Source organism: Gordonia bronchialis DSM 43247, assembly GCF_000024785.1.
Lineage (GTDB): Bacteria > Actinomycetota > Actinomycetes > Mycobacteriales > Mycobacteriaceae > Gordonia > Gordonia bronchialis.
The window spans coordinates 3,814,625-3,840,193 of record NC_013441.1; the positions used below are offsets into that span (position 1 = coordinate 3,814,625).

Genomic DNA, 25,569 nt, shown 5'->3' on the forward strand with positions numbered 1-25,569 from the left:
GACACCGTTTGACCCGCCGCACCAGCAGCTACGACGAATCCGACGTCCGGATCCGTCCCGGTAAGGGCACCCGGCCACGCACCAAGCAACGACCGAGCCACGACGACGCCGCCGATGCGATGGTGGTGTCGGTCGATCGCGGGCGGTGGGGTTGTGTGCTCGGCGGCGATCCCGACCGACCTCTGGTCACCATGCGCGCCCGCGAACTCGGTCGCACCCCGATCGTGGTGGGCGACAACGTATCCGTCGTCGGCGATCTCTCCGGCACGCCCGACACCCTCGCCCGTATCGTGCGTGTCGCCGACCGCGCCACCGTCCTTCGACGCACCGCCGACGACACCGACCCCTACGAGCGCATCGTTGTCGCCAACGCCGACCAACTGCTGATCGTCACCGCGATGGCCGACCCGCCACCGCGCACCGGCTTCGTCGAACGCGCTTTGGCCGCAGCGTATGTGGGTGGGCTGTCGCCGATCCTGTGCCTGACGAAATCGGATCTCGCCGATCCGGCCGAGTTCACTGCGGCCTTCGCCGGACTCGGTCTGCCGATCGTGCGCGCCGGCCGCGACGACCCGCTCGACGAGGTCCTCGCGATGCTGACCGGTCATCTGACCGCACTCATCGGACATTCCGGAGTCGGCAAGTCGACGCTGGTGAATCGTCTTGTCCCCGAAGCCGATCGGGCCACGGGCGTGGTATCCGGCGTCGGCAAGGGGCGGCACACCTCCACCCAGTCGGTCGCACTACCGCTACCCGGTGACGGCCTGCCGCGGAGTTGGGTCGTCGACACGCCGGGCATCCGGTCCTTCGGTCTCGCGCACGTCACCCCCGATGACATCGTCGACGCCTTCGACGACCTGCACGACGCCATCGAGCACTGTCCGCGCGGTTGCACCCACCTCGGACCGCCGGCCGACCCGGAATGCGCGCTCGATGAACTCGAGGGAAACTCGCATCGACGGGCGATGGCGGTCCGGCGGCTGCTGATCGCCGTGCGGCCCAATGTTTCTGCGGCCGAGCCGGACTCGGACACTTCCTGAGGCCGCAGTTGTGGTTGTCGGTCAGCGGAGCTCACTGCGTACTCGTTTCCGTCCCGCTTATTGGATCCAATAAGCGGGACGGAAACGGGTACGCGGAAGCTCAGCGGTCGACGACGGTCGTCTCGAAGAAGTACCGATCGGCGCGGTAGGCGTGCCGGCCGACCTCGACCACGCGCCCGGCGTCGTCGAAGGCGGTGCGCTGCATGGTGAGCAGTGGTGCGCCGACCTCCTCACCGAGCAGCGCGGCCTCGTCGGCGTCGGCGGCCTTGGCCCCGATGCGCTGACGGGCGAGACGGATGTGCACGCCGCGTGCGCGCAGGCCCTTGTAAAGGCCGCCGTCTTCGAGTTCACCTGCGGGCGGGCAGATATCGGCGGGCAGGTGATTGGTCATCACCGCGAGGGGTTCGCCGCCGGCGCTGCGTAGACGTTTGACGGTGACGGCCTCGCCGTCGGCGGGGAGCGCGAGTTCGCCGCGCAGTTCGTCGTCGGGGATGCCGATCCGGTATTCGAGCAGTTGGGTGGTGGGGTGCATCCCGGCGGTGGACAGGTCGTCGAAGAGGCTGGTCAGCTCGACGGAGCGGTGGACCGGGGATTGCACGACCTGCGTCCCGACGCCGCGCTTGCGGACCACCACACCCTTGTCGACGAGTTCCTGGATGGCTTGGCGGATGGTCGGCCGGGAGAGTTTGAGGCGTTTGGCGAGGTCGAGTTCGTTCTCGAGACGGTCGCCGGGACGCAGGTCACCGCGCACGATAGCGGATTCGAAGGCCTGCGCGAGCTGGTGATACAGCGGTATGGGCGTCGAGCGGTCGAGTTCTACGGCCAGCTGCGTCGTCGGGGACATGCTGTCATTATGTCATAACAAATCATGTCTGGTCGGGTTGTTTCGACCTCAACGTTCCGGCATGTTGTGCGGTGTGATGACTCCGATCGCCGAACGCCGCGGACGGAACTCCGGGATCGCGCCGTGGAAACTCATCACCACCCGGGCCATCGCGCGCATGTCCGACCGCAGATCGTGATGCAACACCGCGCTGAGATGGCCGCTGAGCAGCAGCGTCCGGTTTGCCTCGTCGAGGTCGTGGGCCACGAAGACCTCACAGGTCGCGCCGGCCGCGGCGAAGGCATCGACGATGCCACGGTTGCCGCCCCCGATCGAGTACACCGCGGTGATCCCCGGGTGCTTGGCCAGCGCCGTGGCGACGAGTCGACGGCATGTCACGTCCAGGCCGTCGGAATTCGACACCGCCACCACCGTCCGGCCCGGGTCTTCGACCCGCAGCGCCTCACGAAATCCGAGTTCCCGTAACCCCTCACCCTCGAAGGTGGTGCCACTGGTGATCACCAGGACATCACCGGCGACGTGGCGCATCCACCGCGCCATCAGATAGGCGGCTGTCGCTCCGACGGCGCGATTGTCCATCCCCACGTACGCGATTCGGGTGCTGCGCACCACATCGGTGACCAACGTGATCACTGGGATGCGCTGCGCGGTCAACCGTCGGATCGCCTCCTCGATCTCCGGTACGTCCGGTGCTTTGAGCACCACCCCATGGCTTCCGCGGCGTCCGATGGCGTCGAGTTCGTCGACCATCTCGGCCACGTCCCAGTGCTCGCGGACGTGATATCGCGCCCGCATCACCGCGGGCCGCAGGGCGGGCAGTTCGGCCTCGAGCGCCTCGGTGACCAGCTTCGAGAACTGTCGCGGCGTGTCCATCACGAGGTCGACGAGGAACTGCCGACCGGACAGCCGCAGTTGCGTGCGCTGCCGGTCGAGATCGGCGATGGCCTGTTCCACCTGCCGGATCGTCACCTCCCGCACGCCGGGCCGGCCGTGCAGCACCCGGTCGACCGTCGCGTCGCTCACCCCGGCCTGTCGGGCGATCTCGCGGACCGGATACCGATGTGGCATCGCACACTCCTGAGGGATTCTTGAGGGATATTCCGTCTTGTCCAGACAATAGGATATTGTGATCCTGATCTCGACCCCATCATCGTGGCGAGAGGAAGCAAACCGATGAGCACCCAGCAGATCAGCCCCGCCCCCACCGGCGCCCGTGCCGACCGGATCACCGCCGAGGAATGCCGGATCGACGACTTCGTCGCACTCACCAGCCGCACCACCGACCCGGCCGACTACCCGTACGCGTCGGGCACCGACCGCGGCGTCCTGTTCTACGACGCCGCCGCGGTCACCGGAACCGACGAGGCGACCCGCGAGCAGATCGGCGACGAACTGGCCCGCGCGTTGCTCACCGGACCCGGCATCGTCGTATTCACCGGCGCCTTCGACGAGCGGCACGGACTGCAGGAGACCACCGAGGTCTTCACCCAGATCATCGCCGACCAGTACGCGTCCGGTGTGACCGGTGGCGATCACTTCGCCAAAGCCGGTGCCAACGACCGCATCTGGAACGCAGTGCAGAAGCTCGCCGAGCGCGACCCCGAACTCTTTGTCCGCTACTACGCCAACGACGTCCTGGCGCTGGTGTCCGAGGCTTGGCTGGGCCCGATGTATCAGGTGACCTCACAGATCAACGTCGTCAATCCCGGTGGCGCCGCGCAGAATCCGCATCGCGACTATCACCTCGGGTTCATGGCCACCGCGACCGCGGCACGCTTCCGCAGCCACATCCACCAGTTGTCTCCCGCGCTCACGCTGCAGGGCGCCGTCGCACACGTGGACATGCCGATCGAGGCCGGACCCACGATGTACCTGCCCTACTCGCAGACCTACGAGCCGGGTTACCTTGCCTTCAATCTGCCCGAATTCCGGGAGTACTTCGAACACAACTACGTTCAGCTCCCGCTGAACGCCGGCGACGCCGTGTTCTTCAACCCGGGCCTCTTCCACGGTGCCGGACACAACGTGTCCGCGGCCACCAAGCGGATGGCGAATCTGCTGCAGATCTCGTCGGCCTTCGGCCGCGCCATGGAATCCGTCGACCGCTCGTCGATGCTGCGCGCGGTCTACCCGGCCCTGCAGAAGCTGGCCGCGGGCGGCAACCGCCGTGCCGTCGCCAACGTCATCGGTTGCGCCGCAGAGGGTTACCCGTTTCCGTCCAACCTCGATCTGGATGCGCCCATCACCGGACTCTCCGGTGAGACCCAGGCCGAACTCGTCGCCCGCGCGCTGGACGAGGGCTTCGACGCCGCCCGGTTCGACGCCGAACTGACCGCCCTCGACCACCGCCACGACCCGAACGGAGCAGTGTGATGCAGGCCCGACTCGACGACAAGGTGCTGCTGGTCAGCGGTGGTACGCAGGGTGTCGGGGCGGCTATCGTCCGGGCCGGCGCCGCTGCTGGGGCATCGGTGATGTTCACCGGCCGCAATGCCGAGAAGGGCAAGGCGCTGGCCGCCGAACTCGACGGCCCGACGCCGGTGCGGTTCACCGCCACCGACCTGTCCGATCCGGTTGCGGCGTCGGACACGGTCGCGGCGACGATCGCCGAATTCGGGCGCATCGACTGCCTGTGCAACGCGGCGGGCGCAACCACCCGCGGCAGCCTGCTCGACACCACGCCGGAACTTTTCGACCAGCACATCGCGCTCAACCTACGGGCGCCGTTCTTCACCATGCAGGCCGCCGTGCGCGACATGATCGCACGCGGCGCTGCGGGCACCGTCGTCAACATCATCACGATGTCGTCGTACGGCGGACAGCCTTTCCTCGCACCGTATTCCGCGTCGAAGGCCGGTCTCGTCGGGCTGACCAAGAACGCTGCGCACGCGCATCGGTCCGACCGCATCCGGATCAACGGACTCAACATCGGCTGGACCGAGACCGAGGGTGAGGCCGACATCCAGAAGCGTTTCCACGGCGCCGATGACACCTGGATCGACGAGGCCAATGCCTCGGTACCGATGGGCAAGCTCGGGCAGCCCGACGAGATCGCCGACTTCATGGTGCTGCTGCTCAGTGACCGCAGCGGCGTGGTCACCGGCTCGGTGATCGACTGGGATCAGATCGTCATGGGAGGACTCGACTGATGGGAATGCGAGTCGGCGTCGTCGGCCTCGGCCGGATCGGCGCCTTTCACACAGCTACCCTCGCGGGTCTCGACGAGGTCGACGAGCTCGTCGTCACGGATGCGTTCGGACCGGCCGTCGAGGCCGTCACCGCGGCGCACCCGACAGCCCGCCCGGCCGCCGACCTCGACGCCGTCCTCGCCTCCGGGGTGGATGCGCTCGTCGTCGCGACGGCAACACCCACCCATGCGGAGTTCATCGAAAGAGCCGTGGCGGCACGGATTCCGGTGTTCTGCGAGAAACCGATCGCGATGTCGTCGGTGCAGTCCGCCGAGGTGGCCCGCCGGGTCGCCGACGCCGGCATCCCGGTCGCCATCGGGTACAACCGCCGCTTCGACCCGGCGGTCAGTGCGGCCCGTGCCGCCGTCGCGTCGGGTGACCTGGGCTTCATCACCACGGCGCGGTCGACCACTCTGGACCCGGCACCACCCCCGATGGAGTACATCGCCACCTCCGGTGGCATCTTCCGGGACTGCGCGGTACACGACTTCGACACTCTGCGTTGGGTTGTCGGCGACGACGTGGTACAGGTGTATGCCACCGGCAGCAACCAGGGCGACCCGCGGTTCACCGAGTTCGGCGATGTCGACTCGGCGACCGTGGTGCTCCGATTCGCGTCGGGCACCATGGGGGTGGTGTCGGCGAGCCGCTACAACGGCCGCGGCTACGACTGCCGCCTCGAGGTCCACGGCAGCGCCGACTCGGTTGCCGCCGGCTGGGACGCCGGCACACCGATCCGCAATGTCGATGCCGCAGTGGACTTCCCGCCGGGTGCGCCGCATGGGTTCTTCATGGAACGCTTCGCCGAGGCGTACCGTCGGGAGCTCACCGCGTTCTGCCACCTCGCGACCGACAACTCCCCCGGCCCGGTGCCGCTCTGTACCGTCGACGACGCCCTGGCCGTCGCCGTGATCGCCGACGCCGCAACACTTTCCCTGACCGAGGGCCGTCCGGTGGCCACCGCCGACGTCGCCCCCCGACCGAATCCGAGGATCACATCATGACCAACACCACCACTCTTCGCGTCGCCGGTGCACCCATCTCCTGGGGTGTGTGCGAGGTTCCGGGCTGGGGATACCAGCTGCCACCCGAACGCGTCTTCGGCGAGATGCGCGCGCTGGGCATGACGTCCGCCGAGACCGGCCCCGAGGGCTTTCTGCCCACCGATCCTGTCGAGCTACGAGATGCGTTGGCCGCCTATGGACTCGGATGCGTGGGCTCGTTTGTCCCGGTGGTCCTGCACGACGCCGCGACCTATCCGCTCGACTCCGTGGCACCTGCCCTGGACCGCATCGTCACCAGCGGCGGCGACGTCCTCGTGGTTGCGGCCGCAACCGGCGTCGACGGCTACGACAGCCGGCCCGAACTCACCGACGATCAGTGGAACACCCTGCTGCACAACCTCGATCGCATCGACGCGATGGCCGCCGAACGCGGCGTGGTGGCCGCACTGCACCCGCACGTCGGCACCATGGTGGAGAAACACGACGAGGTGTTCCGGGTGATCGACGGCGCCCGGATCGGACTGTGCCTGGACACCGGGCACCTGCTCATCGGTGGTACCGATCCCCTCGAGGTCGCCCGCGCGGTGCCCGAACGGATCCGGCACGCCCACCTCAAGGACGTGCGCCTCGATCTCGCCAAGCAGGTCCAGGAGGGTGCAATCACCTACACCGAGGCGGTCGCCGGCGGGATGTACGTACCGCTCGGTGCCGGCGAGGCGCAGATCGGACAGGTCGTGGCGAGTCTCGTCGACGCCGGCTACACCGGCTGGTACGTGCTCGAGCAGGACACCATCCTCACCACCGAGGACGACGGCGATGCCGCCGCCGGGGACGTCGCCGTCTCACTTGCGTTCCTACGCAAGGCTGCTGCCCGGCCGGTGCGGGTATGAGCACCGCGCAGCATCCGGAGCCACTGCGCATCGGCGTCCTCGGTGCGTCGCGCATCGCCGAGTCCGCCATCGTCGGTCCGGCGAACACGCTGGGCCACCGCCTGGTCGCGGTCGCCGCCCGCGATCGCGGCCGGGCCGAGGTGTTCGCGCGCAAGTACGGTGTCGAGCGTGTCGTCGACGACTATCAGTCCCTCATCGACGACCCCGAGGTCGAGGTGATCTACAACCCGCTGGCCAACTCGCTGCACGCCCCGTGGAACCTGGCTGCGATCGCCGCGGGCAAGTCGGTACTCACCGAGAAACCGTTCGCGCGCAACGCGATCGAGGCGGCTGCCGTCCGCGATGCGGCACGTCCCGACGGACTGGTGGTGCTCGAGGCGTTCCACTATCTGTTCCATCCGATGATGAAACGCACCTTCGAATTGCTCGATGCCGGGACCATCGGTGACATCCGGAACGTCGACATCGTCATGGGCATGCCCGAACCCGGCCCCGACGATCCGCGCTGGCGCTACGACCTCGCCGGCGGGGCCATCATGGACCTCGGCTGCTACGGGCTGCACCTGTTCCGGATGCTCGGGCGCTACTGCGGTGGCGCACCCGGCATCACCGGCGCCCGCGCTCTGCTCCGCGACGCACAAGTCGACGAGGCGTGTTCGATCAGCGTCGAGTACCCCGGTGGCGCCTCCGGATTCAACACCAACTCGATGGTGTCCGGCGAATACGAGTTCACCTGCCACATCATCGGGTCCGACGGTGCGCTGTTCCTCCACGACTTCCTCGGCCCCAACCGCGACGACCGTCTCGCGGTGACGACCACCGAGCGCACCACCATCGAGAACATGGGTACCCGTTCGACCTACACCTATCAGTTGGAGGCCTTCGCGGCCGCCGTGCGCGACGGCACCCCGTTGCCCATCGGCATCGATGACGCCATCGAGAACATGGGCTACATCGACGCCGCCTATCGGGCCGCGGGTCTCGACCCGCGCTGACCCACCCTGCCCGCCGCACCGGCAGCACCGCGTTTCACGCCGACAGCACCGCGATTCTCGCCGACAGCACCGCGATTCTCGCCGACAGCACCGCGATTTTCGCCGACGGCACCGCAATCCACGCCCACAGCACCAGGACTTTCGACGAGCGCAACGCAACCCCGCCATGGATGCCGCTGCACCCAGATCGTTTGTGATTGTGGAGTTCGTCCACTGGTATTGGCATGCGCTCCACGACCTGAAATCCAAGCACCCGTTACCTCTGACCGCCGCAGTAACGGTGCCGCTGCGGAGGAGCGTGGTGCCGTCGGCGTGGATTACGGTGCTGTCGCCGGAAAACGCGGTGCTGTCGGCGCGAAACGCGGTGCTGTCGGCGCGAAACGCGGTGCTGTCGGCGCGAAACGCGGTGCTGTGGGCGCGGGTTACGGTGCTGTGGGCGCGAAACGCGGTGCGGTGGGCGCCGTGCGGGGCGGGGCTGTCGACTCCCGGACGGTGAGAGCGGGGTCGAGGGCGACCGAACCGTAGTAGCCGAACCCGCCGGTGTCCGCACTCTCCTCGCTGTCCCCGAGCAGCGCCGCTACGGCCGCAACGCCTGATTCGGCCAGCTGCGCGGTGTCCTGGCGCACCGAGGTCAGCGCGATGTGGGCCAGCGCGGCGTGCTCGGTGTCGTCGTAACCGACGACCGAGATGTCCTCGGGGACACGCACTCCTCGGCGTCGAAGTTCCGCGATGAAGCCGACGGCGATGCGATCGTTGGCCGCGAATACCGCGGTCGGCGGGGTACCGCCGTCGAGGATCTCGTCGGCCACCCGGGCGCCCGATTGTTCGGTGTAGTCACCGTCGAAGACGCGGACCTGCTCACGCAGGCCGGCGGCGGCCATGGCATCGAGGTAGCCCCGAAGGCGTTCCGCCGCACCGGAATTCTCTCCCCCGCCGATGTGGGCGATCGCGGTGTGCCCGAGGTCGATGAGATGCTGGGTCGCGATCTCGCCGCCGAGCCATTCGTCGGTGCCGATGGTCACCGCGTCCAGATCGGGAATGCGTTCGCCGATCACGACCAGCGGGCTGGTCAGGCGGTCGAGACGGTCGGCACGGTCGGGTCCGACGACGATGACCGCCGCACATCGCTCGGCGAGTTCGGCGGCCACCCGGAAGCGGCTGCGCCGCGGACTGTAGAGCCCCATGTCGAGGCGATAGCCTGCGGCATCGGCCGCGTCGTACAGATCGTCGACGAGGTCCCACTCGAATGGACTGCGCGCGCTGAGAACAACCCCGATTCGCTTGCGATCCATTGTTCCGCAGGTCCTTTCACATCAGAGTGGAAGACCCGCCCGCCCCGGTCCGGGGCGGGCGGGCCGCTCGGGTTCTCGGCGACGCAGTTCGTGGCTGAGGGTGTCGAGTTCGTCTCCGCCGGCCATCTGCTGGGTGAGCTCCTCGAGAGTGATCTCGTCGTAGGCGCAATCCAGCTTCTGCCGACCGCGGTTCAGGAGCACGAAGTGATCGCCGACCATGTGGGCGTGATGCGGGTTGTGCGTGATGAACACGACGCCGAACCCCTGGTCGCGCGCGGCGGAGATGTACCGCAGCACCGTTCCGGACTGTTTGACGCCGAGCGCGGCCGTCGGCTCGTCGAGGATGAGCACCCGGGCACCGAAGTAGATCGCCCGCGAGATGGCGACGCACTGACGCTGACCGCCGGACAGCGAGCCGATCGGGGCGTCCACGTCGGGCAGATCGATGCCCATCTTGAACAGCTCTTCTTTGGTGGTCGCCCGCATGGCCTGGATGTCGAGCATCCGGAACGGGCCCTTGCGGATCTCCTGACCGAGAAAGAAGTTGCGCCACACCGGCATCAGGCCGACGACGGCCAGATCCTGGTAGACGGTCGCGATGCCACTTTTCAGCGCGTGTTTGGGCGACTCGAAGCGGGTCTCCTCGCCGTCGACGAGCAGTTGTCCCTCGGTCTGCTGGTGCAGGCCCGCCATGATCTTGATCAGGGTCGACTTGCCGGCACCGTTGTCGCCGAGGACACAGGTGACCTCCCCGGAGCGGACCCGCAGGCTGATGTCGGAGAGCGCGATGATGGCGCCGTAGGACTTGCCGACGTTGCGGAGTTCGATCAGCGGCACCTTGCCGCCGTCACTGGATTCGGATTCGGGTCGGGTTTCGATCACGGAACTCATTGTCACATCACCTCTTGGCCGCGTAGTTGCGGAAACTGTTGTTGGCGATCACCGCGAACAGCAGCATCACGCCCATGAAGAACTTGAACCAGTCGGGATTCCAGCCGGCGTAGACGATGCCCTGATTGACCATGCCGTAGATGAACGCACCGATCGCCGCGCCGACGGCGGTACCGAAGCCACCGGTGAGCAGACACCCGCCGACGACCGCGGCGATGATGTAGAAGAACTCGTTGCCCACGCCCTGACCGGACTGCACGGTGTCGAAGGCGAACAGCAGGTGCATGCCGACGAACCACGCGCAGAACCCGACGAACATGAACATACCGATCTTGACGGCGGTTACCGGCACACCGACGGCGCGGGCCGAATCCTGGTTGCCACCGACCGCGAAGATCCAGTTGCCCACGCGGGTGCGCATCAGCACCCAGGTGGCCACCAGCGTGAACACGATCCACCACACCACCGTGATTCGAACCGACACACCGAAGAGGTCGAACGATGACGCGAACACCTTCTGAGCCGAGGCGAATCCCTGCATGTCGGAGATCGACGGGGTGGCGACCTGGCCGGTGACCATCTTCGTGACCGCCAGGTTCACGCCGGTGAGCATCAGGAACGTCGACAACGTGATCAGGAACGATGGGATCTTGGTCTTCATCACCAGGTAGCCGTTGAAGAAGCCCACCACCAGGGCCAGGCAGAGTGCGAGCGCCGCGCCCAGCCACACGTTCAGATGCAGGTTGTAGGCGAGCATCGACGCTGCCAGCGACGAAAAGGTCACGGCCACACCGGTCGACAGGTCGAACTCACCGCCGATCATCAACACCGCGACGCCGCAGGCCATGATGCCGATCGTCGAGCTCGCGTAGAGGATGGTGGCCAGCGCCTCGGGCGTCCGGAAGGTCGGGGCCACGATGCAGAAGAAGACGAAGATGGCGATCGCGCCGACCAGCGCGCCGACCTCGGGCCGGACCAGCAGACGCTGAATCGGCTTCTGCCGCTTCACACGCTCGTCGGTGACCGGTTTGTGGGTGCTCAGATCGAGATCTGCTTGCGTACTCATCGAATGTCCTTTGTCTCCGGCGCCCGCCTCAGCGGGTGCCCGCCTTCGCGTAGGCTGCGACCTTGCTGATGTTGCTCGAGTCGATGAAAGCCGGTCCGGTGAGCACGGCGTTTCCGCCACCGATGGTGTTGCCGTTGGTCAGGTAGAGCCACAGTGAGTCGACGGCCAGGTAGCCCTGCAGGTACGGCTGCTGGTCGACGGCCCACTTGACCTGTCCGCCTTCGATCAGCGGCACCAGTGCTGCGTTGGTGTCGAAGGTGACGATCTCGGTGTTGGAACCGGCGTTGCCCTTGGACTGCACGGCGGTCTGGGCGATCGGGGCGCCGAGGGTGACAACCGTGTCGATCGACGGGTCCTGCTGCAGCTTCGCCGTCATCGTCGCCTCCACGGACGGCATATCCTTGCTGTTGACGTAGAGGACCTGATACGTCCCGCCGGTGAAGCCCTGTTTGACTCCGGCACAACGTGATTCGAGCGCGACCTGGCCCTGCTCCTGAATCACGCAGAGCACGTTCTTGCGCCCTTCGCGGGTGAGGCGTTCACCAACGGCCCGACCGGCGATGGTCTCGTCCTGCCCGAAGTACTGCTGCACGCCCATCTGCTTCCAGTTGTCGAAACCGGAGTTGAAGGCGACCACCGGGATGCCGGCGTCGAGCGCCTTGCGCACGGCGGGAGCCATCGCGTCGGGCTTGGCCAGCGTCACGGCGATGCCGTCGACCTTGCTGTCGATGGCCGACTGGACCAGGTTGGCCTGGTTGGGCGCCTCGGGGTCCGACGAGTAGACGAGCTTCACGTTGTCTTTCTTGGCGGCCATCTCGGCGCCCTTGCGGACCAGATCCCAGAACGAGTCGCCGGGCACCTCGTGGGTGATCATCGCGATGGTGAGCTCACCGGTGCCGGCGTTGCCGACGTTGCCGCCCCCGGCGGAGTCGTCGGGCTTCCCCCCGCTGGACGAGCAGGCGGTCGCGACAACAGCGGCCGAGGCGACGATCGCGACCAGTCCTGCCAGTCGTCGCGCGCGAGGTCCGCGTCCGCGCCGTGTGGAGAACCCCTGTGTGGAGAACATCGTGTGTCGATCCCTTCGATCAGATTGTGGGAGTGTCGAAGGTGTCACTCCCATGAAAGAGATGTAATACCCGTCACACTCGTTCTGTCAAGACTTTGTCAAGACATTCGGATGAAACGAGTCATTGGTCCCGGCCGACGGCCGGGTCACCGGCCGTTGCCGCCAGCCGGAGAGCGCCGACGAGCAGAAGCAGGGTGACCACCGCGAGCACGACGAACGCGAGGCCGTAGGGGCCGGCAGGCAACACATCGGCGCCGTATCGCATACCGAGCGTCACCGCCACCGCCGCCCCGGCGATCCCGACCGCGGCGGCAAGTTCCTGGGCCGCCGCGTGCAGTGCGTTGGCATGCGGGAGTTCGGGACCGGTCACGTCGGCGAAGGCGAGGGTGTTGTAGGCGGTGAAGCCGATGGATCGCAACGCACCGGAGACGACGAGTAACCCGGCGATGATCCAGCTCGCGGTACTCGCTCCGAGACACGCGAGCGCGCCGAACGCGAGAACCGACAATGCGGTGTCGCACACCAGGACCCGGCGGATGCCGAGGCGCCGCATCAGTCCGGTGGTGAACGGTTTGATCATCAGGTTGCCGACGAACAATGCCGCCACCATCGCGCCGGCCGCCGTCGGCGACCACCCGAACCGCACCTGGAACATGATGGGCAGCAGAAAGGGCACGGCACTGATCACGGCACGGTAGACCGATCCGTTGGACAGTACCGAGGCGAATGAATGATGCCGCAGCGCTGACAGATCGAGCAGCGGATCGTCGACACGACGCAGATGGCGGACCGTCCAGGCACCCGCGAGGACGGCGGCCACGGCGGTGCCCGCCAGCACCGTCGGTCGTGGCGCCGTCGAGGTGAGTTCGTGGGTGCCCACCATGATCGCGGTGACCGCCAGCGAGGTACCGATCAATCCCGACAGATCGAGTCGGCGCGGCAACGCGGGTCGCGGTTCCGGACGGCAGATGACGCTCGCCGCCACCAGCCCGACGACGCCGATCGGGATGTTGATCAGGAAGATGGTGCGCCAGCCCGCATGGGTGACGATGAGACCACCGACGACCGGCGCGAGGACCGGTGCCACGAGTGCGGGCCAGGTCAGATAGGCGATGGCCCGGACGATCTCGGATCGGTCGACGGCACGCAGCACCGCGAGCCGGCCGACCGGGACCATCATCGCCCCGCCGGCAGCCTGTACGACGCGCATCGCGATGAGCCAGCCCAGACCGCCGGAAAGTGCGCAGCCCAGCGAACCGAGTGTGAACACCGCCATCGCGCCGAGGAACACCGGCCGCACGCCCCAGCGCTGCGCCGCCCAGCCACTCACCGGGATGACCACGGCGAGCGTCATCAGGTAGGCGGTCACCACACCGGTCGCGTCGAAGGTCGACACGCCGAGGTCGTCGGCGATGGCCGGCAGAGCCGTGATGACGATGGTCGCGTCCAGGATCTCCATGAACATCGCCGACGCCCCGAGTATGGCGAGCGCACGGGGAAAACTGCTGCGCGCCATCGTTTCCGACGATCTCACGGGTTGACGCGAACCGGCTCCACCCACCTGCCCGCCCGCACCGACTCGCCCATCGCGTCGAGGACCTCGGCGCTGCGCACCGCGTCGGTGACGGTCGCGCCGGTGGCCCGCTCGGGTCCGTTGGCGATGGCCTCGCAGAACCGGGCGGCCTCGATGACCTTGAGGTCGTCGTAGCTCATCGGGTTCGCCGATCCCGGCTGGAAGGCGGCGTAGTCGCCGGCGCCCGGGCCCACGTAGCGAGTGGCCACGGATTGATCCTGATAGGCACCACCGGTGCCGACCTCGAGTTCACCCATCCGGCGGTAGTCCCAGCGCACGACGCCCGCGGTGCCGTGGACCTCGAAGCCGTAGGAGTTCTGCTCCCCCACCGACACCCGGCTGGCCTCCAGCACGCAGCGCGCACCGGATTCCATGCGCAGCTGAGCGCTGACGTAGTCCTCGTTCTCCACCGGGCCGCGCTCGCCGCCGACCGCGAGCTGGTGACCCGCCGTCGCACCGGTCGGCTTGGACCGTTCGTCGATGAAGGTGGCGGTGTCGGCGACCAGCGACTCGATGTTCCCGAGCAGGTACCAGACCAGATCCGCACCATGCGACGCCAGATCGCCGAGGACGCCGTTGCCGCCGCGGTCGCGCTGGTAGCGCCATGTCAGGGCGCCATCCGGGTGGGCGGCGTAGTCACTGAGGAGGCGGAATCGGGCGTGGGTGATCTCGCCCAGCTCGCCGGCCGCGATCATCTCGCGCGCCGCCGCGACCGCGGGCACGTTGCGGTAGTTGAATCCCACCGCCGTGGCCACCCCGGCGGCTGCCGCGGCGTCGGCCACGGCGCGGGCGTCGGCGGCGGTGAGTCCCACCGGTTTCTCGATCCACAGGTGCTTGCCCGCCGATGCGACGGCGACGCCGATCTCGCGGTGGAGGAAGTTCGGGGCGGTGACGCTGACCGCGGCGATGCTGTTGTCCGACACCACATCACGCCAGTCGGTGACCACCGCGTCCACGCCGAACTGACGAGCGGCCTCACCTGCGCGATCGGCGAGTTCGTCGGCGATCACGGTGAGTTGGGGCACGGGACGAAGCGTCGGGAAGTGATGCCGGATACGGGCATACGCCTGCGCGTGTACGCGGCCCATCCATCCGAAGCCGACGATGGCGACCGGGATGGTGAGGGGGGTCTCGGACGCGGAAGTGGCGGTGGTGGCGGCAGTCTGGGCGGCGAGGTCGGTGGACATACTCGTCAGTCCTCTCGGGTGGGATCGTGGTCGTGTGACCGCGGACACTCACATCATGCCAGGTAATAATGTCCTAACAAAGTCTTGACTTTCGGCTGTGGTGTGACGCACAGTGGATGCCATGAGCGGTTCCACCACCCCAGCCACCCCCACTGACAACTTCGACGTGCTGGCGATCGGCCGAAGCGGCGTCGACATCTACCCGCACCAGATCGGCGTCGGCCTCGAAGAGGTCGAGAGCTTCGGCAAGTTCCTCGGCGGCAGTGCGGCCAACGTGGCCGTCGCCGCGGCGCGGCTCGGTCGTCGTAGCGCGCTGATCTCCGGCGCCGGCGACGACGCCTTCGGCCGCTTCGTGCGCGCCGAACTCGCCCGGCTCGGCGTCGACAACCGCTACGTGCGGGTCGACGAGCAGTACGCGACACCGGTGACGTTCTGCGAGATCTTCCCGCCGGACGACTTCCCGCTGTACTTCTACCGCAAGCCCACCGCACCCGATCTCCAGGTCCGCGCCGAGGAGATCGACACCTCCGCCGTGCACGACGCCCGACTGTACTGGTCCACGGTCACCGGCCTGTCCGAAGAGCCTTCCCGCGCAGCGCATTTCGCCGCCTGGGAGGCTCGCGGACGGCAGTCGCTGACGGTCCTCGACCTCGACTACCGGCCCATGTTCTGGAATTCGTCGTCCGAGGCGACCGAGCAGGTCCGCCGCGCACTGTCGCATGTCACAGTCGCCGTCGGCAACCGCGAGGAGTGCGAGATCGCCGTCGGCGAGACCGATCCCCAGCGCGCCGCCGACGCCCTTCTCGATCTCGGCGTCGAACTGGCCATCGTCAAGCAGGGACCGCGCGGCGTGCTGGGCAAGACCCGGCACGAGTCGGTCGAGGTACCCCCGATCCCGGTCGATGTGGTCAACGGTCTCGGTGCCGGTGACAGCTTCGGCGGCAGCCTCTGCCACGGCCTGCTCTCGGGCTGGCCGCTGGAGAAGATCCTGCGGCACGCCAACGCGGCCGGGGCGATCGTCGCCGGCCGCCTCGAGTGCTCGACCGCCATGCCCACCGCGATCGAGGTCGCCGACCTCGCCGATTCCGCCGGTTCACACGCTTCTGCCACCCAAGAGAGTGCACATGTCTGACCTCACCATGACCAGTCCCCTGTCCACGTCCCCGTCGGTGAACGCACCCCTGTGCACCACCTACGCCGAGGTCACCGCGGTCCGCACCCAGAACCCGGCGGCCATCGGCCAGGCCTGGGCGCGGCGCCGGCCGCGGCCCACCGTCGTCGGCGACGAGCGACTGATGATCGTCGCCGCCGATCACCCGGCGCGCGGTGCCCTGTCCGTCGGTGACCGCCCGACCGCGATGAACAGCCGCACCGATCTGCTCGACCGCCTGCGCACCGCGCTGGCCAACCCGGGCGTCGACGGTGTGCTGGCCACCTCCGACATCCTCGACGACCTGCTGCTGCTCGGCGCTCTCGAGAACAAGGTGGTCTTCTCGTCGATGAACCGCGGCGGCCTCGCCGGCGCCTCCTTCGAACTCGATGATCGGATGACCGCGGCTACCGCGCGCTGGACCATCGACGCCGGACTCAACGGTGCCAAGATGCTGTGCCGCGTCGATCTCGACGACCCCGGCACGCTGTCGATGATGACCGCGTGCGCCGCGGCCGTCGACGAGCTCGCCGCCGGCGGATCCATCGCGATGCTCGAGCCGTTCATGTCCAGCCGGGTCGACGGCAAGGTGCGCAACGATCTCAGTGCCGACGCCGTCATCAAGTCGATGCACATCGTGCAGGGCCTCGGTTCCACCTCGGCCTACACCTGGCTCAAGCTGCCGGTGGTCGACGAGATGGAACGCGTCATGGACGCCACCACGATGCCGACGCTGCTGCTCGGCGGTGACCCGCAGACCGCGCCGGACGAGACGTTCGCGAGTTGGGAACGCGCCCTGCGCATTCCGTCTGTTCGCGGGTTGATCGTCGGGCGCACGCTGCTGTATCCGTCCGACGGCGACGTGACCACCGCGGTCGACACCGCCGTCAACCTGGTCCGCTGAAGGGAGAGTCACACATGAACAGCAAGTGGTACATCCCCGCCCGGTCGGCCAAGGCGCCGCTCACCGTCGAGGTGACTCCCGCCTCCGCGGGCTGGAGCGAGTCGTCGCTGTTCGTCGCCGAACTGACCGCCGGTGAATCGCTGAGTTGGACCACCGGCCGCGACGAGATCATCGTCGTCCCGCTGTCCGGGTCGGCCAGTGTCACCTCCGACGGCGAGAAGTTCGAACTCACCGGCCGGGCAAGCGTTTTCGACGGACCGAGCGACTTCGTCTACGTCGGCCGGGACTCCACGTTCACGCTGGCCACCGCCGACGGCGGCCGCTTCGCACTGTGCGGTGCACGCGCCGGCAAGAAATTGCCGTTCCGCTACGTGCCTGCCGCCGATGTCGCCGTCGAACTCCGCGGAGCCGGCAACTGCAGTCGGCAGGTGCACAACTTCGGCACCGCGGACGCCTTCGAGGCCGATTCCATCATCGCCTGCGAGGTCATCACCCCCGGCGGCAACTGGTCGAGCTACCCGGCACACAAACACGACGAGAACTCCGACGTCGAATCGCAGCTCGAGGAGATCTACTACTTCGAAATCGCTGATGGCCCCGATGGCACACCGGGTTTCGGCTATCACCGGGTCTATGGCACACCCGAGCGGCCCATCGAGGTCCTCGAGGAGGTGCGCAGCGGTGACGTGGTGCTCGTCCCGCACGGGTACCACGGACCGTCGATCGCCGCTCCCGGCTACCACATGTACTACCTCAACGTGATGGCCGGACCGGGCGACGAACGTGCCTGGCTCATCTGCGACGACCCCGCTCACACCTGGCTGCGCGGCAGCTGGGAACGCCAGGACGTCGACCCCCGACTTCCGTTGCACGAGAATCCCTCCCAGGACTAGACCACCCACCCACCTGCACGAGAAAGAAGCAATCGTGGCACCGATCAATCAGGGACGCGCCGGCGGCCTCACCGGCGTCCGGACTCCCCACGGTGAGCCGACGGTCCGTCTGACCGTTTCCCAAGCGACCGTCCGGTTCCTCGCCAATCAGTACGTCGAACGCGACGGAGAACGCACCAAGTTCTTCGCCGGGTGCTTCGGCATCTTCGGCCACGGCAACGTGGCCGGCCTCGGACAGGCGTTGCTGCAAAACGAGATCGACGACGTCGAGGCAAACCGTGAGCCGACGCTCAAGTACGTTCTCGGGCGCAATGAGCAGGCCATGGTGCACTCGGCGGTCGGTTATGCGCGGATGAAGGACCGGATGGAGGCGTGGGCGGTGACCGCCTCGGTAGGCCCCGGCTCCACCAACATGCTCACCGGCGCGGCTCTCGCGACCATCAACCGGCTTCCCGTCCTGTTGCTGCCCGCGGATACCTTCGCCACCCGGGCCTCGGCCCCGGTCCTGCAGGAACTCGAACTCCCGTCATCGGGTGACGTCACGGTCAACGACGCCTTCAAGCCGGTGTCCCGGTACTTCGACCGCGTCTGGCGTCCCGAACAGCTTCCGGGCGCACTCCTCGGCGCGATGCGCGTGCTCACCGACCCCGCCGAGACCGGCGCGGCCACCGTCGCCATCCCGCAGGACGTGCAGGCCGAGGCCTTCGACTGGCCGGAATCGCTGTTCGCCGAACGCACCTGGCATGTCGCACGCCCGTTGCCCGAACGGCATGTGATCGCCGAGGCGGCCGAAATCATTCGCTCGGCCAAGCGTCCGCTCATCGTCGCCGGTGGTGGTGTCATCTACAGTGGCGCCACCGACTCGCTCGCCGAATTCTGCTCGCGCACCGGAATTCCGGTGGGTCAGAGCCAGGCCGGCAAGGGTTCGCTGCCGTATGACCATCCGCAGTCGGTCGGGGCCATCGGCTCCACCGGCACCACCTCCGCCAATGCACTGGCCGCGCAGGCCGACGTGGTGATCGGGATCGGCACCCGCTACAGCGATTTCACCACCGCGTCCCGCACCGCGTTCACCGGCGACGATGTCCGGTTCGTCAACATCAATGTGGCGTCGCTGGATTCAGTGAAGCAGGGTGGCTACAGCGTCGTGTCCGACGCCCGCGAAGCCATCGATGCACTCGACGAACTGCTGGCCGACTACCGCGTCGACGACGCCTACCGCGAGCAGGTGGCCACCCTGGCCCGCGAATGGGACGACATCGTCGAGGCCGCCTACTCACCCACCGCCGTCGGCACCAACGTCGCCACCGGCGAGGAGGCCCTCACCCAGGGCGCAGTGATCGGTCTGGTCAACGAGACCTCCGATCCGCGCGACGTGGTGGTGTGCGCCGCCGGCTCGATGCCGGGCGATCTGCACAAGCTCTGGCGCACCCGCGATTCCAAGGGTTACCACGTCGAATACGGATACTCCTGCATGGGATATGAGGTGGCCGGCGGCCTCGGCGTCAAGATGGCCTGCCCCGACCGCGACGTCTTCGTGATGGTCGGCGACGGGTCGTATCTGATGATGGCGACCGAACTCGTCACCGCGGTGCAGGAGAACCTGAAGGTGATCGTGGTGCTGGTCCAGAACCACGGCTTCGCCTCCATCGGCTCACTCTCGGAATCACTTGGCTCCCAGCGCTTCGGCACCGACTACCGATACCGCGCCGACAACGGCCGGCTCAGCGGTGCCACGCTGCCCGTCGACCTCGCGGCCAATGCCGCCTCGCTGGGCGCCGACGTCATCCGCGCCACCACCGCGGCCGAGTTCGCCGACGCGATCAAGACCGCCAAGGCGGCCGAGGTCACCACCGTCATCCACGTGGAGACCGACCCGTTGATCGGCGCTCCGGACAGCGAATCCTGGTGGGACGTCCCCGTTTCCGAGGTGTCGACGCTCTCGTCGACGCAGGCGGCCTACGACGTCTACGCCCAGTGGAAGGCCGTGCAGCGGCCCTACCTCAACCCGACCACCCCCGATACTGAAGGAGATCAGAAATGACCGACGATACTTCGACACGCTCGCAGGCTCGCGGCTCAGCACGAGACCTCCGCATCGCCGTCCTCGGCGTCGGCATGATGGGCGCCGACCACGTCGCCCGGATCACCGAGCGCACCAAGGGTGCTCGCGTGACCGTGCTCAACGACTACTTCCCGGAGAAGGCCGAGCAGCTCGCGGCGGGCATCCCCGGGTGCCGGGTCATCAACGATCCGCTCGACGCCATCGCCGATCCGGAGGTGGATGCGGTCATCCTCGCCACCCCCGGCCCCACCCACGAGAAGCAGCTACTCGCCTGCATCGAGCACGGCAAGCCCGTCATGTGTGAGAAGCCGCTGACCACCGACGTCGACACCTCCCTCGAGGTCGTCAAGCGTGAGGCGGCGTCGGGCCGCAAGCTGATCCAGGTCGGCTTCATGCGTCGCTTCGACGACGAGTACGAGCAGCTCAAGGGGCTCATCGACAACGGCACCTTCGGTCAGTTGCTCGTCGCGCACTGCGTGCACCGCAACCCGGCGGTCCCGCCGAACTTCGACTCGGCGATGATCGTCAAGGATTCGCTGGTCCACGAGGTCGACGTCACGCGGTTCCTGTTCGACGAGGAGATCGCCTCCGTTCAGATCATCGCTCCCGGATCCAACCCGAATGCGCCTGCGGGTCTGAAGGATCCGCAGATCGCGATCTTCACCACGGCCTCCGGACGTCACATCGACGTGGAGTGCTTCGTCACCACCGGTGTGGCCTACGAGGTCCGCACCGAGGTCGTCGGCGAATTCGGTTCGGCCTTCATCGGTCTCGACCAGGGTGGCGTCGTCCGCAAGCAGCGCAACCCCGTTCAGTCCGATACCGGCGACGGTCGCAAGATCGCCGGGATCTGGGGCGGTGACATCACCCCGTCGTTCGTGGAGCGGTTCGGCCGCGCCTACGACACCGAGATCCAGCGTTGGGTCAACGCCGTGCACGCGGGAACCAACGTCGACGGGCCCGGCGCCTGGGATGGCTACGCCGCCGCAGCGGTGTGCGCCGCCGGCGTCAAGGCTCTCGAAACCGGCCAGCCGCAAACTGTCGAGATGGTCGACCGCGCAAGCATTCCCGGCGCCTGACCCACCACACCCATCACACCTTTCACCCCCTTTCAGGAGTACCCCCATGTCTGCACCCGCCATCACCCGCACCGTCACCCACTGGGTGAACAACGAGGCCTTCGCCGGCGCCTCATCGAAGACTGCGCCCATCACCAACCCGGCGACCGGTGAGGTCACCGGTGAGGTGGCGCTGGCCGACCTCGCCGACGCCCGCGCCGTGATCGATTCCGCTGCGGCGGCGTTCCCGGCGTGGCGCGACACCAGCCTGACCAAGCGCACCGCGGTGCTGTTCCGCTTCCGCGAGCTGCTCAACGAACGCAAGGGCGAGTTGGCCGAGATCATCACCGCCGAGCACGGCAAGGTGCTCTCCGATGCCCTCGGGGAGATCTCCCGTGGCCAGGAGGTCGTCGAGTTCGCTTGCGGTATCCCGCATCTTCTCAAGGGTGGCTACACCGAGAACGCCTCGACCAAGGTCGACGTGCACTCGGTGTATCAGCCGCTCGGCCCGGTCGGCATCATCTCCCCGTTCAACTTCCCGGCCATGGTGCCGATGTGGTTCTTCCCCATCGCGATCGCCGCGGGCAACACCGTGGTCCTCAAACCCTCGGAGAAGGACCCGACCGCCTCGCTGTGGCTGGCGCAGTTGTGGAAGGAAGCCGGTCTGCCCGACGGTGTGTTCAACGTGCTGCAGGGCGACAAGGTCGCCGTCGACGAGTTGCTGACCAACCCGAAGATCAAGGCCATCAGCTTCGTCGGTTCCACCCCGATCGCGCAGTACGTGTATGCCACCGGCACCGCCGCCGGCAAACGCGTCCAGGCGCTCGGTGGGGCCAAGAACCACGCCATCATCCTCCCGGACGCCGATCTGGATCTGGCCGCCGATGCGATGGTCAACGCCGGTTTCGGCTCGGCCGGGGAACGCTGCATGGCCATCTCGGTCGCCGTGGCCGTCGGTGACATCGCCGACGACCTGGTCGCCAAGATCACCGAGCGCGCACGCACCATCCGCACCGGGGACGGCACCCGCGACTCCGACATGGGACCGCTGGTCACCGCCGCCCACCGCGACAAGGTCCGCAGCTACGTCGACGCCGGTGAAGCCGCCGGTGCCACCGTGGTTCTCGACGGACGCGGCGTCGCGGCCGACGGCGGGGCCGACGGTTTCTGGTTGGGCCCGACCCTGTTCGACCACGTCACCCCCGACATGAGCATCTACACCGACGAGATCTTCGGCCCGGTGCTCGCGGTGGTGCGGGTGGACTCCTACGACGAGGCACTGGAGTTGATCAACGCCAACCCCTACGGCAACGGCACCGCCATCTTCACCAACGACGGTGGCGCGGCCCGACGGTTCCAGAACGAGGTCGAGGTCGGCATGGTAGGCATCAACGTGCCCATCCCGGTCCCGATGGCCTACTTCAGCTTCGGCGGCTGGAAGGCCTCACTGTTCGGCGACACCCACGCCCACGGCACCGAAGGCATCCACTTCTTCACCCGCACCAAAGCCATCACCACCCGCTGGCTCGACCCGAGCCACGGCGGCCTCAACCTCGGCTTCCCGCAAAACGGCTGAGCCGCAGGGCTGGTCGGGCCGGGCTCTCCTCCTGCTGGTTGAGGCCCGGCCCTCCCCTCCCGCTGGTTGAGCCTGGCCCTCCCCTCCCGCTGGTTGAGCCGGGACCGCGAGGAACGAGCGGCCCCGCGTCGAAACCACCCGCAACACAACAATCGTTGCCTCAACCAGCAGAAATGGCGGCCCAGCCAACGGTGGAGGTTCAGCGGCGGGGCGGGCCGGTGGTGCCGCGGACCTTCAGGCTGGGTTCGAGGACGTGGTCGGGCCGGGCCGGCTGCGTCCCGTCGAGCATCTCGACAGCAAGGCGGACGGCGTTGCGCCCGATCGCTTCTGCGTCCTGATGGATGGTGGTGAGATCGATACGCGGGTTGTCGGAAAGTCGGCTGTCGTCGTATCCGACGAGGGAGACCTCACCCGGGATGTCGATCCCGGCTCGGGTGAACACGTCCAGGATGCCGAGGGCGCATCGGTCGTTGCCGGCGATGATGGCAGTGGGTAATCGTGTGCGGGACATGATCTCCCGCGCCGCATGTGCGCCCGCCGCCTCGTCGTGGGCGCCCGCGACGATGTCGATATGGTCGGGTAAGCCGTGGGCTCGCATGGCGGCACGGTAGCCATCGCGACGGTCGTCCGAGCCCGGCTCCCCGTTGCCGTCGACATGCAGGATGTCGCGGTGGCCGAGGTCGGTGAGGTAGTCGACGGCCCGGCGCAAGCCGTCGGCGTCGTCGGTGCGCACGGTGGCGATACGGTCGCCGAGCGGGGTGTTCGGGAGCCGCCTGCCCACGACAACGGTGGGAGCACGCCTTCCCAGTTCGGCCAGGTCGTCGTCGGATTGGGACGGTCCGAGCAGGATGAGCGCACCGCAACGGTGACTGAGCAGCGCTTCCACCGAGGTCACCTCGGACCGGCCCGGCACGTTGGCCGAGAGCAGTACCTCGTGGCCGAACTCCTCGGCCGCCGGATAGATGTTGGCCACCAACTCCGCCTCGAACAACTGCGAGACGTCGATCAGCACCCCCAGCGTCCGACTTCGTCCACGCGCCAACAAGCGGGCCGCCGCGTCCGGCCGGTATCCGATCTCATCGGCGACAGCGAGCACCCGACGCCGGGTGTCGTCGCTGGCCCCGGGCTTCCCGTCGAGGATGAACGACACCAGCGTCCGGGACACTCCGGCTTGCTTGGCCACATCGGCCATGGTGGGTTTGCGTGGGGACGCCGTGCCCGCTGCTCGCGCGGCCATTTCACACCCTCTTCCAAAAGTGACCGTTGACACATCTACTTTGTCAGTACATAGTAGACCTTACGCGCGTTACTAACGCGCGTTAGCTCCAAAGACTTGTCAGTTCCTCCCACGAAGAAGGTCCCCATGTCCGCACCGGCCACAGCTCCGTCAGCGTCCACCGGACGCTTTCTGACCAAGCTGACCGTCATCGCAACCCTCGGGGGGCTGCTGTTCGGTTATGACACCGGCGTCATCTCCGGCGCCCTGCTCTACATGAAAGACGACCTGCACCTGACCTCGGTGACCGAGGCGGTTGTGGTCAGTTCGCTCCTCTTCCCCGGCGCCGCGTTCGGCGCCCTCTTCGGCGGCCGGCTGGCCGACCGGCTCGGTCGCAAGCGCACCCTGCTCGGCTGCGGTGCGATCTTCTTGCTCGGCGCCCTCGGCTGCGCACTCGCGCCGAGCGTTGCCGCCATGGTGATCGCCCGCATCATCCTCGGCTTCGGCGTCGGCGCCGCAGCGGTGACCTGCCCGCTCTACCTGGCTGAGATGGCACCTGTCGAGCGCCGTGGACGGATGGTCACCATCAACGAGCTGATGATCGTCACCGGACAGATGCTCGCCTTCGCGACCAACGCGCTGCTCGACCACCTCATCCACGACCCGCACGTCTGGCGCATCATGCTGGCCGTTGCCTCGATCCCGGCCGTCGCTCTGCTCATCGGCATGACGGCACTGCCCGATTCCCCACGCTGGTATGCCCTGCAGAACCGGCTGCCCGAGGCCCGCTCTGTGCTCGGCCTGAGCCGCACTCCCGCCGAGGCCGACGCGGAGTACGTGCAGATCGTCGAACACACCGAACACATCACCGGCAGCAACAAGACGCCGATGTCCCTGCTGCGCGACGTGCCCTGGATCCGCCACATCGTGATGATCGGCTGCGGGCTCGCCATCATTCAGCAGGCAACCGGCATCAACACCGTGAATTATTACGCACCAACGATTCTCGAGCAGAGCGGCCTCGGCGTGAGCGCATCACTCATCGCCACCATCGCGGTGGGCGTGACCTCGGTGATCACCACCATCATCGGGATCATCCTGCTCGGCTACATCGGCCGTCGAACCATGCTGCTCATCGGCTTCGCCGGTGTCGCGGTGTCGCAGGCCGCCCTGGCACTGACCTTCCTGCTCCCCGAGTCGACAACCCGGAGCTACGTCATCCTCGGCTGCATGATCCTGTTCGTCGCCTTCGTGCAGATGTTCATCGGCACCTGCGTCTGGCTGCTGCTGTCGGAGATCTTCCCGCTCAGCGTGCGCGGGTTCGCGATGGGGATCGCGGTCTTCATCCTGTGGTGCACCAACGCCCTCATCTCGTTCCTGTTCCCCGTGCTCAACTCTGCCCTCGGTTCCACCGGAACGTTCGGACTGTTCGTCGCGATCAACCTGGTCTCACTGGTCTTCGTCTACCTGACGGTGCCGGAGACCAAGGGGATCAGCCTCGAAGATCTCGAAGAGCATCTCGAACTGCATCACCAGAACCGCACCGGACCGATCCCGGTCTCCACGGCCGCCTGACCGACGCCCTGACACGTGAACTCCCCGCCCACCCTGGGCGGGGAGTTCACGTGTCGGGTTCATCCCGGAATCTGAACCGTCCTGGGTCTGGTGGAG

The 25,569-nt window shown here is 67.4% G+C and carries 23 protein-coding genes; 13 read left to right on the top strand and 10 right to left on the bottom strand.

All coding sequences use genetic code 11. The features are described from left to right. The first annotated feature begins 8 nt into the window (after positions 1 to 8). Positions 9 to 1,040 (top strand): ribosome small subunit-dependent GTPase A, encoded by a 1,032-nt coding sequence (gene rsgA, locus GBRO_RS17865; RefSeq protein ID WP_012835292.1) that lies wholly within the window; start codon positions 9 to 11, stop codon positions 1,038 to 1,040. Between the two features lie 100 nt (positions 1,041 to 1,140). On the opposite strand, the gene GBRO_RS17870 is transcribed toward rsgA, so the two are convergent. Together GBRO_RS17870 and GBRO_RS17875 are read right to left on the bottom strand one after the other, a co-directional pair. Next, entirely contained in the window at positions 1,141 to 1,884 is a 744-nt protein-coding gene (locus GBRO_RS17870; protein ID WP_012835293.1) for a GntR family transcriptional regulator, read from the bottom strand. 48 nt (positions 1,885 to 1,932) lie between these two features. After that, positions 1,933 to 2,952: a LacI family DNA-binding transcriptional regulator gene (locus GBRO_RS17875; RefSeq protein ID WP_012835294.1), complete on the bottom strand. Its 1,020-nt coding sequence runs from the start codon at positions 2,950 to 2,952 to the stop codon at positions 1,933 to 1,935. 105 nt (positions 2,953 to 3,057) lie between these two features. Here GBRO_RS17875 and GBRO_RS17880 point away from each other — a divergent pair, with 105 nt between their 5' ends. From GBRO_RS17880 to GBRO_RS17900, 5 genes are read left to right on the top strand one after another with little or no spacing between them, the layout of a single operon-like run. Next, positions 3,058 to 4,257: a phytanoyl-CoA dioxygenase family protein gene (locus tag GBRO_RS17880; protein ID WP_012835295.1), complete on the top strand. Its 1,200-nt coding sequence runs from the start codon at positions 3,058 to 3,060 to the stop codon at positions 4,255 to 4,257. Then, on the top strand, positions 4,257 to 5,033 hold the full coding sequence (locus GBRO_RS17885) for an SDR family oxidoreductase (RefSeq protein WP_012835296.1): 777 nt from the start codon (positions 4,257 to 4,259) through the stop codon (positions 5,031 to 5,033). The genes GBRO_RS17880 and GBRO_RS17885 overlap by 1 nt, the downstream gene beginning before the upstream one ends. Then, entirely contained in the window at positions 5,033 to 6,076 is a 1,044-nt protein-coding gene (locus GBRO_RS17890) for a Gfo/Idh/MocA family protein (RefSeq protein ID WP_012835297.1), read from the top strand. The genes GBRO_RS17885 and GBRO_RS17890 overlap by 1 nt, the downstream gene beginning before the upstream one ends. Further along, a complete protein-coding gene (locus tag GBRO_RS17895; protein WP_012835298.1) occupies positions 6,073 to 6,966 on the top strand; it encodes a sugar phosphate isomerase/epimerase family protein in 894 nt (297 codons plus the stop codon). Before GBRO_RS17890 ends, GBRO_RS17895 begins: the two co-directional genes overlap by 4 nt. Next, entirely contained in the window at positions 6,963 to 7,961 is a 999-nt protein-coding gene (locus GBRO_RS17900; protein ID WP_012835299.1) for a Gfo/Idh/MocA family protein, read from the top strand. The genes GBRO_RS17895 and GBRO_RS17900 overlap by 4 nt, the downstream gene beginning before the upstream one ends. A 34-nt stretch (positions 7,962 to 7,995) precedes the next feature. On the opposite strand, the gene GBRO_RS17905 is transcribed toward GBRO_RS17900, so the two are convergent. The 7 genes from GBRO_RS17905 to GBRO_RS17935 form a co-directional block, all read right to left on the bottom strand. Beyond that, positions 7,996 to 8,187 (bottom strand): hypothetical protein, encoded by a 192-nt coding sequence (locus GBRO_RS17905; protein ID WP_147290664.1) that lies wholly within the window; start codon positions 8,185 to 8,187, stop codon positions 7,996 to 7,998. Between the two features lie 196 nt (positions 8,188 to 8,383). Further along, the gene (locus GBRO_RS17910) at positions 8,384 to 9,253 is read right to left on the bottom strand and encodes a LacI family DNA-binding transcriptional regulator (protein WP_012835301.1); all 870 of its coding nucleotides are present in this window, start codon (positions 9,251 to 9,253) and stop codon (positions 8,384 to 8,386) included. A gap of 21 nt (positions 9,254 to 9,274) precedes the next feature. Then, positions 9,275 to 10,144 (bottom strand): ATP-binding cassette domain-containing protein, encoded by an 870-nt coding sequence (locus tag GBRO_RS17915; protein ID WP_012835302.1) that lies wholly within the window; start codon positions 10,142 to 10,144, stop codon positions 9,275 to 9,277. A gap of 7 nt (positions 10,145 to 10,151) precedes the next feature. Further along, positions 10,152 to 11,210, bottom strand: coding sequence for an ABC transporter permease (locus tag GBRO_RS17920; protein WP_012835303.1), 1,059 nt, complete (start codon positions 11,208 to 11,210; stop codon positions 10,152 to 10,154). A 28-nt stretch (positions 11,211 to 11,238) separates the two neighbouring features. Further along, positions 11,239 to 12,276, bottom strand: coding sequence for a sugar ABC transporter substrate-binding protein (locus GBRO_RS17925; protein ID WP_012835304.1), 1,038 nt, complete (start codon positions 12,274 to 12,276; stop codon positions 11,239 to 11,241). A 121-nt stretch (positions 12,277 to 12,397) separates the two neighbouring features. Further along, positions 12,398 to 13,792, bottom strand: a complete 1,395-nt coding sequence (locus tag GBRO_RS17930; protein WP_012835305.1) for an MFS transporter — start codon at positions 13,790 to 13,792, stop codon at positions 12,398 to 12,400. Positions 13,793 to 13,806: 14 nt separating this feature from the next. Continuing rightward, a complete protein-coding gene (locus GBRO_RS17935) occupies positions 13,807 to 15,036 on the bottom strand; it encodes a Gfo/Idh/MocA family protein (protein WP_012835306.1) in 1,230 nt (409 codons plus the stop codon). Between the two features lie 121 nt (positions 15,037 to 15,157). Here GBRO_RS17935 and iolC point away from each other — a divergent pair, with 121 nt between their 5' ends. The 6 genes from iolC to GBRO_RS17965 are packed head-to-tail and all read left to right on the top strand — an operon-like array spanning position 15,158 to position 22,682. After that, on the top strand, positions 15,158 to 16,168 hold the full coding sequence (gene iolC, locus GBRO_RS17940; protein ID WP_012835307.1) for a 5-dehydro-2-deoxygluconokinase: 1,011 nt from the start codon (positions 15,158 to 15,160) through the stop codon (positions 16,166 to 16,168). Beyond that, a complete protein-coding gene (locus GBRO_RS17945; protein WP_012835308.1) occupies positions 16,161 to 17,090 on the top strand; it encodes a Cgl0159 family (beta/alpha)8-fold protein in 930 nt (309 codons plus the stop codon). The genes iolC and GBRO_RS17945 overlap by 8 nt, the downstream gene beginning before the upstream one ends. Before the next feature lie 14 nt (positions 17,091 to 17,104). Then, complete coding sequence (iolB, locus tag GBRO_RS17950) at positions 17,105 to 17,983, top strand: 5-deoxy-glucuronate isomerase (RefSeq protein ID WP_012835309.1); 879 nt, start codon at positions 17,105 to 17,107, stop codon at positions 17,981 to 17,983. Positions 17,984 to 18,017: 34 nt separating this feature from the next. Then, positions 18,018 to 20,027: a 3D-(3,5/4)-trihydroxycyclohexane-1,2-dione acylhydrolase (decyclizing) gene (gene iolD / locus GBRO_RS17955; RefSeq protein WP_012835310.1), complete on the top strand. Its 2,010-nt coding sequence runs from the start codon at positions 18,018 to 18,020 to the stop codon at positions 20,025 to 20,027. Beyond that, entirely contained in the window at positions 20,024 to 21,127 is a 1,104-nt protein-coding gene (locus tag GBRO_RS17960; RefSeq protein WP_012835311.1) for a Gfo/Idh/MocA family protein, read from the top strand. Before iolD ends, GBRO_RS17960 begins: the two co-directional genes overlap by 4 nt. A 46-nt stretch (positions 21,128 to 21,173) precedes the next feature. Further along, complete coding sequence (locus GBRO_RS17965; RefSeq protein WP_012835312.1) at positions 21,174 to 22,682, top strand: CoA-acylating methylmalonate-semialdehyde dehydrogenase; 1,509 nt, start codon at positions 21,174 to 21,176, stop codon at positions 22,680 to 22,682. A gap of 199 nt (positions 22,683 to 22,881) precedes the next feature. Here the strand turns inward: GBRO_RS17965 and GBRO_RS17970 are convergent, their stop codons facing one another. Further along, complete coding sequence (locus tag GBRO_RS17970; protein ID WP_012835313.1) at positions 22,882 to 23,919, bottom strand: LacI family DNA-binding transcriptional regulator; 1,038 nt, start codon at positions 23,917 to 23,919, stop codon at positions 22,882 to 22,884. 126 nt (positions 23,920 to 24,045) lie between these two features. Between GBRO_RS17970 and GBRO_RS17975 the strand changes: the two genes are divergently transcribed. Beyond that, positions 24,046 to 25,473, top strand: coding sequence for a sugar porter family MFS transporter (locus GBRO_RS17975; RefSeq protein ID WP_012835314.1), 1,428 nt, complete (start codon positions 24,046 to 24,048; stop codon positions 25,471 to 25,473). Positions 25,474 to 25,569: the final 96 nt, after the last annotated feature.